The 16,127-nt window shown below is 29.4% G+C and carries 12 protein-coding genes; 10 read left to right on the forward strand and 2 right to left on the reverse strand.

All coding sequences use genetic code 11. The features are described from left to right. Nucleotides 1-7: 7 nt before the first annotated feature. The 8 genes from AEBR_RS06285 (at nt 8) to AEBR_RS06320 (ending at nt 9,164) form a co-directional block, all read left to right on the forward strand. A complete protein-coding gene (locus AEBR_RS06285; protein WP_129087633.1) occupies nt 8-3,067 on the forward strand; it encodes a type I restriction endonuclease subunit R in 3,060 nt (1,019 codons plus the stop codon). Between the two features lie 32 nt (nt 3,068-3,099). Continuing rightward, a complete protein-coding gene (locus AEBR_RS06290; RefSeq protein ID WP_164969501.1) occupies nt 3,100-3,252 on the forward strand; it encodes a hypothetical protein in 153 nt (50 codons plus the stop codon). Next, entirely contained in the window at nt 3,224-3,844 is a 621-nt protein-coding gene (locus AEBR_RS06295) for a Fic/DOC family protein (protein ID WP_129087632.1), read from the forward strand. Before AEBR_RS06290 ends, AEBR_RS06295 begins: the two co-directional genes overlap by 29 nt. A gap of 145 nt (nt 3,845-3,989) precedes the next feature. Further along, on the forward strand, nt 3,990-4,286 hold the full coding sequence (locus tag AEBR_RS06300; RefSeq protein ID WP_129087631.1) for a type II toxin-antitoxin system RelE/ParE family toxin: 297 nt from the start codon (nt 3,990-3,992) through the stop codon (nt 4,284-4,286). Further along, entirely contained in the window at nt 4,283-4,555 is a 273-nt protein-coding gene (locus AEBR_RS06305) for an addiction module antidote protein (RefSeq protein ID WP_129087630.1), read from the forward strand. The genes AEBR_RS06300 and AEBR_RS06305 overlap by 4 nt, the downstream gene beginning before the upstream one ends. Nucleotides 4,556-4,680: 125 nt before the next feature. Then, a complete protein-coding gene (locus AEBR_RS06310; protein WP_129087702.1) occupies nt 4,681-5,352 on the forward strand; it encodes a HesA/MoeB/ThiF family protein in 672 nt (223 codons plus the stop codon). Between the two features lie 129 nt (nt 5,353-5,481). Next, nucleotides 5,482-8,721, forward strand: coding sequence for a carbamoyl-phosphate synthase large subunit (gene carB / locus AEBR_RS06315; RefSeq protein ID WP_129087629.1), 3,240 nt, complete (start codon nt 5,482-5,484; stop codon nt 8,719-8,721). Continuing rightward, the gene (locus AEBR_RS06320; RefSeq protein ID WP_129087628.1) at nt 8,721-9,164 is read left to right on the forward strand and encodes a Sua5 YciO YrdC YwlC family protein; all 444 of its coding nucleotides are present in this window, start codon (nt 8,721-8,723) and stop codon (nt 9,162-9,164) included. Before carB ends, AEBR_RS06320 begins: the two co-directional genes overlap by 1 nt. Before the next feature lie 3 nt (nt 9,165-9,167). Here AEBR_RS06320 and AEBR_RS06325 read toward each other — a convergent pair whose 3' ends face one another. After that, nucleotides 9,168-9,776, reverse strand: a complete 609-nt coding sequence (locus AEBR_RS06325) for a response regulator transcription factor (RefSeq protein WP_129087627.1) — start codon at nt 9,774-9,776, stop codon at nt 9,168-9,170. Continuing rightward, the gene (locus AEBR_RS06330) at nt 9,773-11,503 is read right to left on the reverse strand and encodes an HlyD family type I secretion periplasmic adaptor subunit (protein ID WP_129087626.1); all 1,731 of its coding nucleotides are present in this window, start codon (nt 11,501-11,503) and stop codon (nt 9,773-9,775) included. Before AEBR_RS06330 ends, AEBR_RS06325 begins: the two co-directional genes overlap by 4 nt. Nucleotides 11,504-11,622: 119 nt before the next feature. On the opposite strand from AEBR_RS06330, the gene AEBR_RS06335 reads away from it, so the two are divergent. Both AEBR_RS06335 and AEBR_RS06340 read left to right on the forward strand, forming a co-directional pair. Beyond that, on the forward strand, nt 11,623-13,842 hold the full coding sequence (locus AEBR_RS06335; RefSeq protein WP_129087625.1) for a TolC family protein: 2,220 nt from the start codon (nt 11,623-11,625) through the stop codon (nt 13,840-13,842). Nucleotides 13,843-13,848: 6 nt separating this feature from the next. After that, complete coding sequence (locus AEBR_RS06340) at nt 13,849-16,038, forward strand: type I secretion system permease/ATPase (RefSeq protein WP_129087624.1); 2,190 nt, start codon at nt 13,849-13,851, stop codon at nt 16,036-16,038. Nucleotides 16,039-16,127 lie beyond the last annotated feature (89 nt).

Consider the following 16,127-nt stretch of genomic DNA (forward strand, 5'->3'; position numbering starts at 1 on the left):
ATATTTTATGGCAAGTTTAGAAACAGTTGATACAAGTGAAAGAGGATTTCAAAAACTTATTTTAAAAGAGCTTACCCAAAGTCAAGACTATGAACTCTCATTTAGTAGTGATTTTGATAAAAGTTTATGTATAAATCAAGAGCATCTTTTTAGGTTTTTAAAACAAACCCAAGAAGATATATATGAGATGATACTCTCAAAAGGCAAACAAGCTTTTTTAAATAGAGTTGATAAAAAAATCCAAAAAGAAGGTATCGTAAACACTTTAAAAAAAGGTGTAAAATACTTTGATAAAACTGTAAAACTCTTCTATTCAAAACCTGTTAGTAAACTAAATGAAAAAGACAATAAAAACTATGATGAAAATATCTTTAGTGTATGTGAAGAGTTGATTTATACTACTGAACATAAAAACAGAATTGATTTAGTGATTTTTCTAAATGGTTTTCCTATTATAACCTTTGAACTTAAAAACGCTTTTACAAAACAAGCTGTGAAAGATGCCATAAGACAATATCAAAACGATAGAGACCCAAAAGATAAGATTTTTAATTTTAAGAGATGTTTTTTACATCTTGCTATGGATACAGATAGTGTTTATATGTGTACTAAACTCTCTGGTAGAAAAACATTTTTCTTACCCTTTAATAAAGGGCTTAATGATGGAAAACCATTTGAACCTTTTGGAGCAGGAAATCCTGAAAGTGAAGATGGGATTAAAACAAGTTATATTTACAATGAAATCTTACAAAAAAATAGTTTATCAAATATTGTAGATAAGTTTGTAAAACTAATCGATGAAGAGGATGAAGATACAAAAAAAGTAACTCAAAAACTAATCTTCCCAAGATACCACCAACTAATGGCAGTAAGAAATCTTTTAAAAGATGTAAAAGATAACGGAATAGGAAAAAGATATCTTATCCAACACAGTGCAGGAAGTGGAAAAAGTAACTCTATATCTTGGTTGGCTCATCAGTTAGTAGCACTTCATAATAGTGAAGATGAAAATATTTTTAATAGTATTATCATAGTTACTGATAGAACAGTTTTAGATAAACAACTAAGAAACAATGTCATAAGCTTCGCAGAAAATCCAAAAGTAGTAGGTGCTATTATGGAAAATGGTGGAGATAGTAAAACAAATCAACTTCAAACAGCTTTGGCAAATAAGAAGAAAATAATTATCTCTACTATACAAACTTTTCCATATGTATTAAAACAAATGGATAGTATAACAGATGGAAAATTTGCAATTATTATAGATGAAGCACACTCTTCACAAAGTGGAGAGACTAGCAAAAGTTTAAATGCAGTGTTATCAGATGTAAACTTAGAAGAGATAAAAGATGAGTTTGGAGAGATAGACAATGAAAAGTTAATCTCTGCACTTATTCAAAATAGAAAAATGCTTTCAAACGCTTCATATTTTGCTTTTACTGCAACACCAAAAAATAAAACATTGGAAATATTTGGTGAGAAAAAAGAGGATGGAGGCTTTTATGCTTTTCATACATACTCTATGAAACAAGCCATACAAGAAGAGTTTATTTTAGATGTATTAGGAAACTATACAACATACCAAAGCTTTTATAAGCTTGTAAAAGCAGTACAAAACAACCCAACATTTAATACCAAAGAGGCACAAAAAAAACTACGAAGTTATGTAGAAGCACATGAATACTCTATCAAACAAAAAGCTAGAATTATGATTGACCATTTTTTAAGTGAAGTAAGAACTTTAATAAATGGAAAAGCAAAAGCAATGGTAGTAACAAAAAGCATAGAATCTGCTATAAAATACAAACAAGCTTTTGATGAGTATTTAATTGAGTTAAAAATGCCTTGTAAAGCAATAGTTGCATTCTCAGGAAAGAAAACATATAAAGGTATAGATTACACAGAAAACTCGATGAACAGTTTTGAAGATGGTAATAACAATATCCCAAAACAGTTTAAGAAAAATGAGTTTAGATTTTTGATTGTTGCAAATAAATATCAAACAGGCTTTGATGAACCACTTTTACATACAATGTATGTGGATAAAAAACTAGATGGAGTACAAGCTATACAAACTCTATCAAGACTAAATAGAGCTAAAAAACCATATAAGAAAGATACTTTTGTATTGGACTTCTTTAATAAAACAGAAGATATAAAAGAGGCTTTTAAAAACTATTATTCAACCACAGTATTAAGTGAAGAAACAGATGTAAATAAACTAAATGATTTGCAAGATGATTTAGAAAATACACATGTTTATGAAGAACAAGATTTAGATGAATTATTTAGTGTCTATTATGGAAAAGAACAAGATAGAGGTGCTTTAGAAAAGATAATCAATAAATCAGTTACTTATTTTGATGATGAGTTATCACTAAAAGAAAAAGTTGAATTTAAAAGCAATGCTAAATCATTTTTAAGAACTTATAGTTATCTATCTAAAGTTATAGATTTTGAAAACCAAACTTGGGAAAAGATGTGGTTATATCTCAAACTATTGGTTACAAAGTTAAAAATAGATGATGATAAAGAAGAAGATGAGAATATTCTAGAAGCTATTGATATGGATAGTTATAAGCTAATTGATGAAGGAACAAAAAAAATAGCTTTAGATGATAGCATAGGAGTTATAGAACCAGTTCCTGTAAGTATTGGTGGTGGATTAAATGAAGAAGAATTAGATACATTAGACAATATTCTAAAAGCCTTTAATGATAGGTTTGGGAATATCCCTTGGGATAATCCTGACAAGGTACAAGAAGTATTAGTAAAAGAGATACCAAATGAACTAAGAAATAATACTGCAGTAATTGAAACAATTGCAAATAGTTCAAGGGATAATGCAAAAGATGCAAGTGATAAAAAAGTAAAAGAGATAATGCAAACTTTTATACGAGCAAATACAGAGATATTTAAAATATACATGAACAATGAAGGTAGTTTTCAAAATAGATATAATGAATATATATTTGATATTTTGCTAGAAGAAGCTAAAAGATATGCAAATAATAAAAAATATAATTATAACCAATTAGTAGCCCAACCTAAACCAGAGTATAATTAAAAGTTTTGTTATAATATATTTCAAGGAAAAATATGACAAAAAAAGTATTAGACAAACAAAATATAAAAAAGATAGTAGATACTACCCAACATATTGAAGGATATTCTGAAGCTTCAAAAAAAGTAAAAGATGAAGCTAAAATTGTGAGAAAAAAGTATGGCATCAAAGTATCAGCTAAAAGATAACTCTTTTTACTATGAAGGTACTGATATACCTAAAAACAAGTTTGATATTAGAAATAGTGAACTTATCCATGAAATAGAAAAAGAGCTTATAGAAGATGCTTATAATATTTTTTATGAAGAATTAACAGAAAAAACACTTTTTGATGAAAACTATTTTATATCTTTACATAAAAGAACTTTTGAATCCTTATATGAGTGGGCAGGGGCTTATAGAGATTTTAATATGGCAAAAGGTGAAAGTAGATTTTGTCAAGGCTCTTTTGTAGAAAGTTCATCAAAAAAGATATTTGAAGAACTTAAAAATGATAACTACTTAAAAGATTATGAAAATAAATCCAAACAAGAGTTTGCTAAAAAAATAGCTTATTATAAGTGTGAAATAAATGCATTACACCCATTTTATGAACTAAATGGAAGAATTACAAGAATGTTTTTTGATATGATTGTTGCATACAATGGATATAGATTTATAGATTATTCGACCGTAACACCAAAACAATATATTGATTGTGCTATTGAGTGTGTTCAATATGCAGATGAATCTGGATTTGAAAAAATAATTTTTAATGGGTTAAATAAACTTAATTTGTAATCCAAAATAGTCAACCAAAACAAAAATATAATTAAAAATATTACATTTTGATATATATTTTTATAAAAAGTTGAGAATAGGTTAATATCTTTTAAAATTTTAAAAGATAGACTTATTGACAAAGTGTATCTTATAGGATACAATCATGACATATAAGATTAGAGAGACTGAGTATTTTAGTAAATGGTTGTATAAACTAAAAGATATTAAAGCAAAAGTAGCTATTCTTCGTAGAATTGAAAGAATGAAGAATGGAAACTTTGGTGACCACAAAAGTTTATGTGATGAGCTTTCGGAGCTTAGATTTACACTTGGTGCAGGATATAGAGTATATTATACAATTAGAGATAAAGAGATAATTATACTTCTACTTGGTGGAGATAAGTCAACTCAAGCTAAAGATATAGAAAAAGCAATAAAAGTGCTAAAGGAGTTAAAATGATAAAAGATTTTGATATCTCTAACTATTTGGATTCAAAAGAGATTATTGCAGAGTATTTATCACAAGTTTTACAAGATGGTGATATGGATGAACTTCTAAATGCCATAGGATATATTGCAAAAGCAAAAGGAATGACTGAAATATCAAAAGATACAGGACTGGGTAGGGAGAGTCTATATAAAACATTTGCAAAGGGTTCAAAGCCAAAATTTGAAACAGTACTAAAGGTTCTAAACTCTTTAGGAATAAAACTCCAAGCCGTGGCTTAAACCACACTAATTTACTCAACTTTTATCTTTGATTTAGGTCATTTAACTTTAATAAAAATCTGCTATTATTATACATATAGATATGAAAAAATATTACTAATTTACTAAGGATTATTATGAGTGAGATGCATGAATTTTTCAACAGACAGATAAAACTTTGGGGTGAGCAGACGCAAGATTCATTACAAGATAAAAAAGTAGCAATTATAGGAAGTGGTGGTTTAGGGTGTTCTTTAGGTATTGCCCTTGGTGCTTCTGGAATTGGTGAGTTTATTTTAGTGGATTTTGATGAGGTTGGCGTTCACAATATTCACAGACAAATAGGTTTTAAAGTTGGTGATGATGGAAAATATAAAGCTGATGTGCTAAAAGAGCTTATGGAAAGTAGATGCCCTTATACAAAAGTTACAGCATATAAAGAGTCTTTCCAAGATTTTGCAAAAAGAGATTTGACTTTTGATTTAATCATTGATGCAACAGATAATCTTCCAACAAGAGCAGCCATAAATGAATATTGCATAAATAAAAATCAACCTTGGATTTATGGTACAGTTGAAGAGTTTCATGGGCAAGTTTGTTTTTTTGAAAAAGCCTCTTATGAAGCAATTTTTGTTGTAAATGATAGAAAACCAAATGGTATCGCTTGTCCTATTGTTATGCACATAGCTTCACTTCAAGCAAATCTAGCTATTAGACATCTAACTGGACTTCCAGTTAAAAAAGATATTTTATATTATCTTTCTTTTACAGATGAAGGTGTTTTAGAGAGCAAAAGATTTAAACTTCCAACTAAATAAATCAGTATCAAAAATAGATACTGATTTCACTCTTTTTCTTCTTTTCATCTAACAAAAATTTAAGGGCTTATTGGATATACTATGCGGATTTTTAACATGGAAATTATAAGAAATATACGGGGAACTTAAATGCCAAAAAGAGAAGACATAAAATCTATTTTACTTATTGGTTCGGGGCCAATTATTATTGGGCAAGCCTGCGAATTTGACTATTCTGGAACACAAGCAACAAAGACATTAAAAGAGTTAGGGTATAGAGTAGTTTTAATCAACTCAAATCCAGCTACTATTATGACTGATCCAGAGTTTGCAGACAAGACATATATTGAGCCTATTACAGAAGAGGTTGTTGCAAAGATAATTGAAAAAGAGAATATTGATGCTATTTTACCAACAATGGGAGGACAAACAGCACTTAATGTTGCAACTTCAATGTACGAAAAAGGGATGTTAGAGGGAGTTAAATTCTTAGGAGCTCATCCTGATGCAATTAAAAAAGGTGAAGATAGACATCTTTTTAATGAAGCGATGATAAAAATTGGTATGGATTTACCAAAAAGTGCAAATGCATATACGGTAGAGGAGGCAATGAGAGTTGCAAAAGAGATTGGTTTCCCAGTTATCTCAAGAGCTTCTTTTACTCTAGCAGGTGGTGGTTCTGGTGTTGCATACAATATGGAAGAGTTTGAAGCTTTAGCAAAAGCTGGTATTGAAGCATCTCCAATTAATGAAATTGAAATTATGGAGTCAATGCTAGGATGGAAAGAGTACGAAATGGAGGTTATCAGAGATAGAAAAGATAACTGTATTATCGTATGTTCTATTGAAAACCTTGATCCAATGGGAGTTCACACAGGTGACTCTGTAACAATAGCACCTGCACTTACTCTTACAGATAAAGAGTATCAAGAGATGAGAAATGCTTCATTTGCCATTTTAAGAGAGATTGGTGTTGATACAGGAGGTTCAAATGTTCAGTTTGCAATCAATCCAGAAACTGGAAGAATGATTGTAATTGAGATGAATCCAAGGGTTTCAAGATCTTCAGCTCTTGCATCTAAAGCAACAGGTTATCCTATTGCAAAAATAGCAACACTTCTTGCTGTTGGTTTTACTTTAGATGAAATCACAAATGATATTACAGGAACTGCTGCATCTTTTGAGCCAGTTATTGACTATATTGTTACTAAAGTTCCAAGATTTACTTTTGAAAAATTTCCAAAAGCTGACTCAACACTTACAACAGGTATGAAATCTGTTGGTGAAGCTATGGCTATTGGTAGAACATTTAATGAGTCTATTCAAAAAGCACTTTGTTCTATGGAGACAGGAATTGTAGGATTTGATCCAATCTGTACAAATATTGACAAAATCAAAGCTGAGATTAGAAGACCAAATGCTGATAGATTAAGATACTTAATGGATGGTATGAGACATGGTTTAACAAATGAAGAGATTTTTGAATTATGTGCTATTGATCCTTGGTTCTTATCGAAATTTAGAGAGATTTATGAATTAGAAAAATCTATTGATGAATCTATTTTAACAGATGAAATCAAAATGAGAAAAATCAAATCAAATGGTTTCTCAGATAAGATGATTGCAAAACTTATAGGAAAAAAAGAGAATGATATCTATGAAGCTAGAAAAGTTTTAGGTGTTGATTTTGAATACAATGAAGTTGATACTTGTTCAGCTGAGTTCAAAGCTTTAACACCATATCTTTACTCAACTACAAATATCACAAAAGGTCTTCCAACTAGAAAAACTGAAACAGATAAAAAAGTTTTAATCATTGGTGGAGGACCAAACAGAATTGGTCAAGGTATTGAGTTTGACTACTGTTGTGTTCATGCCTCTTTTGCACTAAATGAGATGGGTGTAAAAACAATTATGTACAACTGTAACCCTGAAACGGTATCAACAGATTATGATACTTCAGATATTCTATATTTTGAACCTATTGATTTTGAACACGTTAGAAGTGTTATTGAAAAAGAGAATCCAGATGGTGTTATTGTTCACTTTGGTGGACAAACTCCTCTTAAACTTGCAAATGCACTAACAGAAGCAGGAGCAAAAATTATAGGAACTACAGCTGCAACAATTGATTTAGCAGAGGATAGAGAGAAGTTCTCAAGCTTTGTTACAAAAGCTGGACTTTTACAGCCAGATAATGGAACAGCAGTTGAAGTTGAAGAGGCAATAGCAATAGCTGAAAGAATTGGTTATCCAGTTTTAGTTCGACCATCTTTTGTACTTGGTGGAAGAGGTATGAGAATTGTTTATACAACTTCTGAGTTAAAACAGTATATGGATGAAGCAGTTTCAGTATCAAATGATGCACCAGTACTTATTGATAAATTCCTTGATAGAGCAATTGAACTTGATGTTGATTGTATTTGTGATGGAAAAGAGGTTTATATTGGTGGAATTATGCAACATATTGAAGAAGCAGGGGTTCACTCAGGAGATTCAGCTTGTTCTTTACCACCTGTATCAATTAGCGATGAGTTAATCAAAGAGCTTGAAGTAAAAACAAAAAATATGGCTTTAGGTCTTGGGGTTGTTGGTCTTATGAATACACAATATGCTATTCATAAAGGTCAAATCTATCTAATTGAGGTAAATCCAAGAGCATCTAGAACTGTTCCTTTTGTATCTAAAGCAACAGGTATGCCATTGGCAAAAGTTGCAACTAGAGTTATGTGGGGAGAGAGTTTAAGAAATGCTCTTGATACATATAATGCTGATTTAGTATGGGAAGATAATGGAGTATTAAAACCTATTTTAAAAGATCATATTGCAGTTAAAGAGGCAGTATTTCCTTTTACAAAACTAAGCGGGTCTGATATGATATTAACTCCTGAGATGAAATCAACTGGTGAAGTTATGGGTATCTCTGAGAGTTTTGGAATCTCATATGCAAAATCTCAAAGTGCAGCTAAAAATGACCTTCCACTTGAAGGAAAAGTATTTATCTCTCTTTGTGATTTAGATAAAGAGTTTGCAGCTCAAATAGCAAAAGGTTTAGTTGACCAAGGTTTCAAAGTGGTAGCTACTGGTGGAACATACAAGGTTATAAAAGATGCTGGAATTGAGTGTGAAAAAGTTCTTAAAATAAGTGAAGGTAGACCAAATATTACTGACTCAATCACTAATGGTGAGATTGCACTTGCTTTTAATACAAGTGATAATAAAGAGTCATCAAAAGATGATGGTAAAAATATTAGAAGAGCAGTGTTAAAAGGTGGAATCCCTTATGTTACAACAGCAGCAGCTGCTTTAGCTTGTGTTGAAGCTATGAAAGCTTTAAAACAAAAAAATGGAGTAGGTGTTAAATCTATCCAAGAGTTTTTAAATGACTAATGGACAAAAATAGCGTTTATTTAATACAGACAGACACTACTGTAGGTTTCTCATCAGCTAATGATGAGAAACTCTCAAAAATAAAGCAAAGACCTCTTTCTCAAAAAATGCTTCAAACTGTTGATAGTTTTTCAACACTGAATAGCTTAACAAGAGTTCCCAAAGAGCATAGAAAAAGGGTGAGAAATTCTATGAAAACAACTTTTATTTATCCAAATTTAAAATCATTTAGAGTTATTGAAAAAGATGGTGCTTTTTATGATTTTATGAAAAAAGTAGGTTCTTTATATTCAACTTCTGCAAATCTTACTGGAACTAAATTTGATGAGAAGTTTGCTTTAGAAAATTGTGATACTGAGGTTTTAACTAAAGATGGATTTAGTGAAAAAATCTCATCTTCAATTTATAAATTAAACAAAAGAAAACTAAAAAAAATTAGATAAATACTATTTTGAGATACTTTTAAACAAAAGTGCCAAAGATAGTCTATCTTTTTTATCCAATTTCTTAAAAAGAGAACTAATATATTTTTTTACACTAACTTCTGCCAAATCCAAAGTTTGAGCTATTTTTGCATTATTTAACCCTTGGGCAACTAGCTCTAAAACTTCCAACTCTTTAGGTGTCAGCTCTTTTAAAAGTTCTTTTTCATTTTGATTTTCAACAGGCACACTTGAGATTAGAAATTGCATTAATTCTGGATACATCCAAATATTTCCATTTGAAATAGCTTTTATAATATCTTCAATAATATTGATATTTGACATAGCATGAGCATAGGCTTTAAAACCTTTTTTTAAGAGACTACAACCTTCAATATTATTTGTATTGTTTCTAAAAATAGCAATTTTGATATTTTCAAAATCCTCTTTTATCTCTTTTAAATTCTCTTCAGAATTATCATCACAATCAATATGATAGAGTAAAATTGTATTTGAATTCAAGGTTTCAAATAGATTCTCTATTTTATTAACAAAAGAAAAATCCTCTAAATGAATAGATTTTTTTGCCTCATTTACCAAAAATGATTGTTTTGAAAAGAGAACTATTTTCATATTTCTAGTGACCTTACTATTGGTTTTAAGATATAATCTAAGATACTTTTTTTACCTGTTATAATATCAGCATCAACTGACATACCAGGTTTTATCTCTAATTTTTTATTATTATTTAAATATTTAGTATCTGCTTTAATATGTACAATATAAACCTCTTTTTTCTCATCTGTTTCATCTTTTAATGTATCAGCAGAGATATAACTAATCTCTCCATTTACAGCTCCATAAAGTGAGAAATCATAAGGTTTAAGTTTAAGTCTTGTTGGTTGCCCTATATATAAAAATCCAATATCTGCTGGGTCAACTTTGACTTCTGCAAGGGCATATTTACTTTCAGGAATAATTTCAGCAATTACAACTCCAGGGGAAACAGCTTCACCTTTTGTTTTTGTATTTATTTTATTTACAACACCATCATTTGGTGATTTAATAAGTGTTTCAGTGATTTTTTCAGATAAAAATTTTAGGTCTTCTTTCACTTGATTTAAGTCGTTATATGCAACAACTAACTCATCTTTTGAACTTGAGTAGTAAGTTTGTGTTGTCTCTTCAATACTTCTTTTAATCTCATTAATTGCTGATTTAAGTGTAGGGATAGAACCTTTGATTTTTTTTAGTTCAGCAATTGTGTCGTTTCTTTTTCTTTTTAGATCCAAAAGCTCAACTCTTGAAATAATCATCTCTTCAACAAGAGGTGCTTTTATTTTCATCTCATTCTCTATAAGTTCATAATTGCTCTCATTTATCTCAAGATTTTTATAAGCATCAGATAAATCATTTTGTTTTTGTGTAAGTTGCTCATTTAGTATATGAATTGAAGCTTCAAATTTTTTCTTATTTGTATTAAATAGCTCAATCTCATTTTGCATAATTGAGTTATCAAATGCAACAACTTCATTATTAAGCTCTATTTTTGTACCTTCTGATTGAGCTTTTAATCTTGCAATTTTTGCTAAAAGTGCCATTTGATTAAATCTGTTTTTATCAAAATCTTTTTTATAATCCAAATCAGATAGTTTGAATAATAGGTCACCTTTTTTTACGTGGTCACCTTCTTTTACATAACTCTCTTTAAGTACTCCACCATTTAGTGAAGAGATTGTTTGAATATTTGTGGTTGTTATTATTTTACCTTGGGTTTTTACAATATCATCAATTTTTGAAAAGTACGACCAAGCTAATAAAAACAGAACAGTAAATGAGATTAACCATAATACTTTATGTAAACCACTTGGAGTTCTAAGAAGTACAGCAGAAGAGAGTGAAGGCATAAAATCAAGAACAACCCTGTCATGTTTCTTTTTTAATAGGTTCTCTTCATTAATTCTTTTTAATGTTTTCTCTTTTGTTATATCTTGGCTTGCTAGAATAAATCCAATATGTTCATTATCATCATTGAATAGTGGAGTTATAACTGTATCTGTCCAAATTGTTGCATCTCTATGTGAGGCATGTTTTAATTCACCTTTCCAGATAGTCTTTAATACTTTTTCATCTTCAAATTGGTTATTGAAGTTAGTAATTGAGTCTTTTTTTATTAAAAAAGTATAAGGCTGATTCAAAATTTCAGAGGGTTTATAACCAAAAGTATTACATAATTGAGTACTTACGTGTTTAATCACACCATCTTTGTTTGTAACAGCAAGAATAACATAGGTGTCAAGAAGCTCTCTGTTTTGAAATCTGAAACTTTTTGTTAGTTGTTCATCATATAGTTGATCCACTTCTATCCTTAAGGTTAGATAAAATTATTAAAATATTAAAAATATCAAATAATTTTATAAAAAAATATATAAAGATTTGGTAATATCTATTACAATTTTGTAGAGTCTTGGAGGTAAATGTGAAAAAAGTCATTCTAATTTCTACTATATTTCTACTAAATCTAACAAATGCATCTGCTTTTAGTTTAAAAGATGGTTATTTATTAGCTATTGAAAATGATATGGACTCAAAAGTAAATGAGAACAATTTAAAAAACATTGAGTATGATATTGATATTGCAAATTCACTACTCTATCCAACTTTAGACTTTACCGCAAATGCAAAAACAACAAAAAGAACCGAAGACCATAAAACCCCAGGGGATGGCACTTCTTCAAAATCTGATGAGTATAAATTTGAAGTAACTCAACCAGTATTTGACGGTTTTGAATCAAAATATGAGAAGCAACTACAAAAAAAGACCTATGACTCAGCGGTATATTATTTAAAAGAGAGCCAAAATAATTTGGCACAAAATTATGTACAAAGTTATATAAATGTTTTAAGGGACAAAGATCTTCTTAGTGCAACTAATGAAGGTGTTACAATTAGTGAAGATATTTTTAAAAAAGTTTATAAAAAAATTGAATTGGGTTATGGAACAAAACTTGAGTTTGACCAAGTAAAAGGAAATTTGGCTGAAAGTAGGGTGAATGTTGATACTCAAAGAATAAATTTAAAAGAGTCACTAGAAGGACTTAAATATTATATTCAAAAAGATTTTGACTCTTCTGAGCTTATAAAACCCTCTTTTTATACCAAATTACCAGAGAGTTTAGATGAAGCTGTTACAACAGCTTTAAGAGAAAATCCTACAGTTAATGTTGCAAAAGCAAATCTGGATGTAGCCATTGCAGAAGAGAAAAAAGCAAATAAAGAGTTTTATCCTACAGTAAATTTTGTGGGTACATACAATTTAGACAATTCTCAACATGCAGAAGATGACCAAGAGTATAATGAGTATTCATTGGGATTTGAACTTAGTTACAATCTTTATAATGGTGGAAGAGATACAGCTGCTGTTAAAAAAGCTTTACAAAATATAAAAGAGAAAAAATATCTTATTACAAAAAGCGAATATCAGATTAAAAATAGTGTTAGACTAGCTTGGAATAGTTATAAATTAAATAGAGAAAAAAACAGAAGTCTAAAACAGTATATTGTAGTAAAAAAAGATATTTTTGATTCTATGTTAAAAGAGTTTGATTTAGGATTAAAAGATTTGAATACGCTTCTTGAAGAGTATATTGAGTATATAGATGTTAAAAAAGATTTGATTTCAAATAGTTATGATTTGCTCTATGCAAAATATAATCTTTTAGCTAGTATTGGAAAACTTCCTGATTCTTTGATGGATAAACTTCCAACTCTAAAAACAGGAGAAGAGTATGATAGTGAAACCTTGGATATCTTAAAAAATCCAAGTTATAACTATGATGATGATTCACAATTGGATTCAAATAAATATAAGATAATAAAACCACAAGTTAAAAATGTTGATATGAAAGAGGAAAAAGTACCTCAAATAGAAAAAAGTTCTTTTAGCCAAGAGTTAACACAAAGTGATTTTAAAGATAGATTTCTAAAGGCTTCAAAAGATAAATATACTATTAATTTGGCTCTTGCTTATAGTGAAGCAAATGCACAAGGATTTTTGGATAGATATGATTTAAACTCAAATGCTTTCTATTTTAGTTTTGGTAAAGAGAATAAATATATTAAGATTATGATGGGAATATATGATAGTGAAAAAGAGGTACAAGAGGCTTTAAACAACTTAAATGCTTCATTAAAAAGTAATATGCCTAAGATTGAAAAAATCTCTATAAAACAGAAATTATATAGTAAATATCATGGAAACAATTTACCAAAAGAGGATAAAGAGTTTTTTGCAAAAAGTAGAGAAGCACAAATAAAAAGAGTTTCTTTTTCTAAAGATGAAACAGAAGAAAAAAGAGAAAACATCTCTTTTAAACAAAGATTTTTATTGGCTTCAAATGGAAAATATACTATTAATTTAGCCCTTTCAAATAGCCAAAAAAGTGCACAAAATTTTATTGACAAATATAATATAAGTAATAGTGCTTTCTTTTTTAGTTTTGGATATGAAAACCCTCTTCAAAAGATTATGATGGGAATATATGAAAATGAAAATGAGGCTCTTAAAGCTTTAGATAACTTGCCTTCTGAGTTAAAAAGAAATCAACCAAGAGTTGAAAGAGTGAGTATAAAACAGAAATTATATAAAAAATATCACCCAGAAGATTATAATAACTCTATTCAAGCAGGGAGCATTTAATAAAGTATGCAAAGTAGTGACGAATTAAATTTAAACTCTATTAAAGAGTATAAAAAAGAGGATTCTATTTTAGATTGTTTGGCAATCTTTTGTAAAATGAATGGAAGACCTTATTCAAAAGACTCTTTAATAGCAGGACTTCCTGTGGAAGAGGGAAGAAATACTCCAATTCTTTTTTCAAAATATAACTCGCGTTCTCTTTTTTCAAGAGCAGCAGCAAAGGCTGGATTTAAAACAAAAGTTTTAAGAACAAAATTAGAAAAAATAAACCCTTTGTTATTACCATGTATTTTACTTCTTGATAATGGTAATAAAAATGATGAGTTGGAAGCTTGTATTCTTTTAGGTTTTGATGATGAGATGAAAAATGCAAGAATAACTCTTCCTGAAGCCTCAAATGTTGAGAGTGTTGTTCCAATTGAAGAGTTAGAAAAAAGATACTATAACTTTGCAATTTTGCTTAAAAAAGAGCTTGAGTTTAAAGAGAATGATTCAGCCCTTTCAAGTATTAAAGAGAGCCACTGGTTATGGGGAAGTGTTAAGATTGTAAGAGATGTTTACAGGGATGTAATTATTGCTTCACTTCTTATAAACCTTTTTGTACTCTCTACTCCACTTTTTACAATGAATGTGTATGACAGAGTTATTCCAAATAATGCAAAAGATACCCTTTGGCTTTTAGCAATAGGAGTTTTGGTAATCTATGTTATTGATATTGCTTTGAAATTTTTGCGTTCATATTTTTTGGAAACTGCTGCAAAAAAGACAGATATTATTGCTTCATCAATAATTTTTGAAAAAGTTCTTGACCTAAAAATGTCTTCTGTTCCAAACTCAGTTGGGTCACTAGCAAATGTATTAAAAGAGTTTGAGAGTATTAGAGGGTTTTTAACCTCTTCAACAATTGCTCTTTTGATTGATATTCCTTTTATTTTTATCTTTTTAACTGCAATCTATTTTATTGGTGGTGCTCTTGTAATGGTGCCAATTTGTATTATTGTAATTATTTTGATATATACTTATTATGCAAAATTAAAACTTGCAAATAGTATCAAAGAGTCTTATGATGCAGGTTCAAATAAAAATGCAGTTTTGATTGAGAGTCTCTCTTCTATTGAGACTATTAAGTCTCTTGGTGCAACTGGATATTCACAATGGAGATGGGAAGAGGCAACTTCAAAAATTGCTGATAAGAGTATTAAATCTAAGATGATATCATCATCTATTACCTCTGTTACCTCTTTTCTAGTTCAGTTAAATACTGTTGCTCTTGTAATTATTGGAACATATATGATTGCAGATAATAATCTCTCTATGGGAGGACTTATTGCAACTATTATTATCTCATCAAGATCAATCTCTCCTATGGGACAAGTTTCATCTTTGCTTTCAACTTTTCAACATACAAAAACAACATATGAAGCACTTAATGATATTATGAATCTTCCTGTTGAACACCCTCAGGGTAAAAAGTTTGTTGCAAGACCAGAGTATAGAGGGAAAATTGATTTTAGAAATGTATCTTTTACCTATCCAAATGCAGATAAAAGTACTTTAAATAATATCTCTTTTAGCATTGAACCTGGAGAAAAAATTGCTATTATTGGAAAAATTGGATCAGGGAAAAGTACAATTCAAAAACTACTTGTATCTTTGTATCATCCAGATGATGGTTCAATATTAATTGATAATATTGATATTAAACAGCTTGACCCTTCTGAACTTAGAAAAAATATAGCCTATGTATCTCAAGAGAGCCTTCTTTTTGATGGAACAGTAAAAGAGAATATTGTATATAGAACACCACATATTGATGATGATAAGATTTTAGAAGCAGCAAATATTAGTGGAGTATTGGATTTTGTTAATAAACATCCAAAAGGTCTTGATATGCCTGTGGGGGAAAGAGGTTCTTATCTTTCAGGAGGACAAAAACAAGCGATTGCAATTGCAAGATCAATTTTATTGCCATATCCTATAGTATTGTTTGATGAACCAACAAGCTCTATGGACTCTTCAACGGAAACAAAATTTATAAATAGCATAAGAACCTATCAAGATGATAAAACTGTAATTTTAGTAACGCACAAGACTTCTCTTTTAAGACTTGTAGATAGAGTAATAGTTTTAGAAGATGGTAAAATTGTCCTTGATGGCAAAAAAGATATGATTTTAAACAAACTTAGTAGAAAATAGTACTCTTTCTACTAAGTAAAACTAATAATTTAACTAACAATTTATACCAAAGTATACTTTACAAAAATAGCCGATTCTTATAACATATA

Origin of the sequence: Halarcobacter ebronensis, from assembly GCF_013201825.1 — a bacterium.
Classification (GTDB): Bacteria; Campylobacterota; Campylobacteria; order Campylobacterales; family Arcobacteraceae; genus Halarcobacter; species Halarcobacter ebronensis.

What these genes read in the sequence shown, in the direction of transcription:
- AEBR_RS06285 (WP_129087633.1), top strand. Translation starts at nt 8, where the DNA reads ATGGCAAGTTTAGAAACAGTTGATACAAGTGAAAGAGGATTTCAAAAA.
- AEBR_RS06290 (WP_164969501.1), top strand. Translation starts at nt 3,100, where the DNA reads ATGACAAAAAAAGTATTAGACAAACAAAATATAAAAAAGATAGTAGAT.
- AEBR_RS06295 (WP_129087632.1), top strand. Translation starts at nt 3,224, where the DNA reads ATGGCATCAAAGTATCAGCTAAAAGATAACTCTTTTTACTATGAAGGT.
- AEBR_RS06300 (WP_129087631.1), top strand. Translation starts at nt 3,990, where the DNA reads ATGACATATAAGATTAGAGAGACTGAGTATTTTAGTAAATGGTTGTAT.
- AEBR_RS06305 (WP_129087630.1), top strand. Translation starts at nt 4,283, where the DNA reads ATGATAAAAGATTTTGATATCTCTAACTATTTGGATTCAAAAGAGATT.
- AEBR_RS06310 (WP_129087702.1), top strand. Translation starts at nt 4,681, where the DNA reads ATGCATGAATTTTTCAACAGACAGATAAAACTTTGGGGTGAGCAGACG.
- carB (WP_129087629.1), top strand. Translation starts at nt 5,482, where the DNA reads ATGCCAAAAAGAGAAGACATAAAATCTATTTTACTTATTGGTTCGGGG.
- AEBR_RS06320 (WP_129087628.1), top strand. Translation starts at nt 8,721, where the DNA reads ATGGACAAAAATAGCGTTTATTTAATACAGACAGACACTACTGTAGGT.
- AEBR_RS06325 (WP_129087627.1), bottom strand. Translation starts at nt 9,776, where the DNA reads ATGAAAATAGTTCTCTTTTCAAAACAATCATTTTTGGTAAATGAGGCA.
- AEBR_RS06340 (WP_129087624.1), top strand. Translation starts at nt 13,849, where the DNA reads ATGCAAAGTAGTGACGAATTAAATTTAAACTCTATTAAAGAGTATAAA.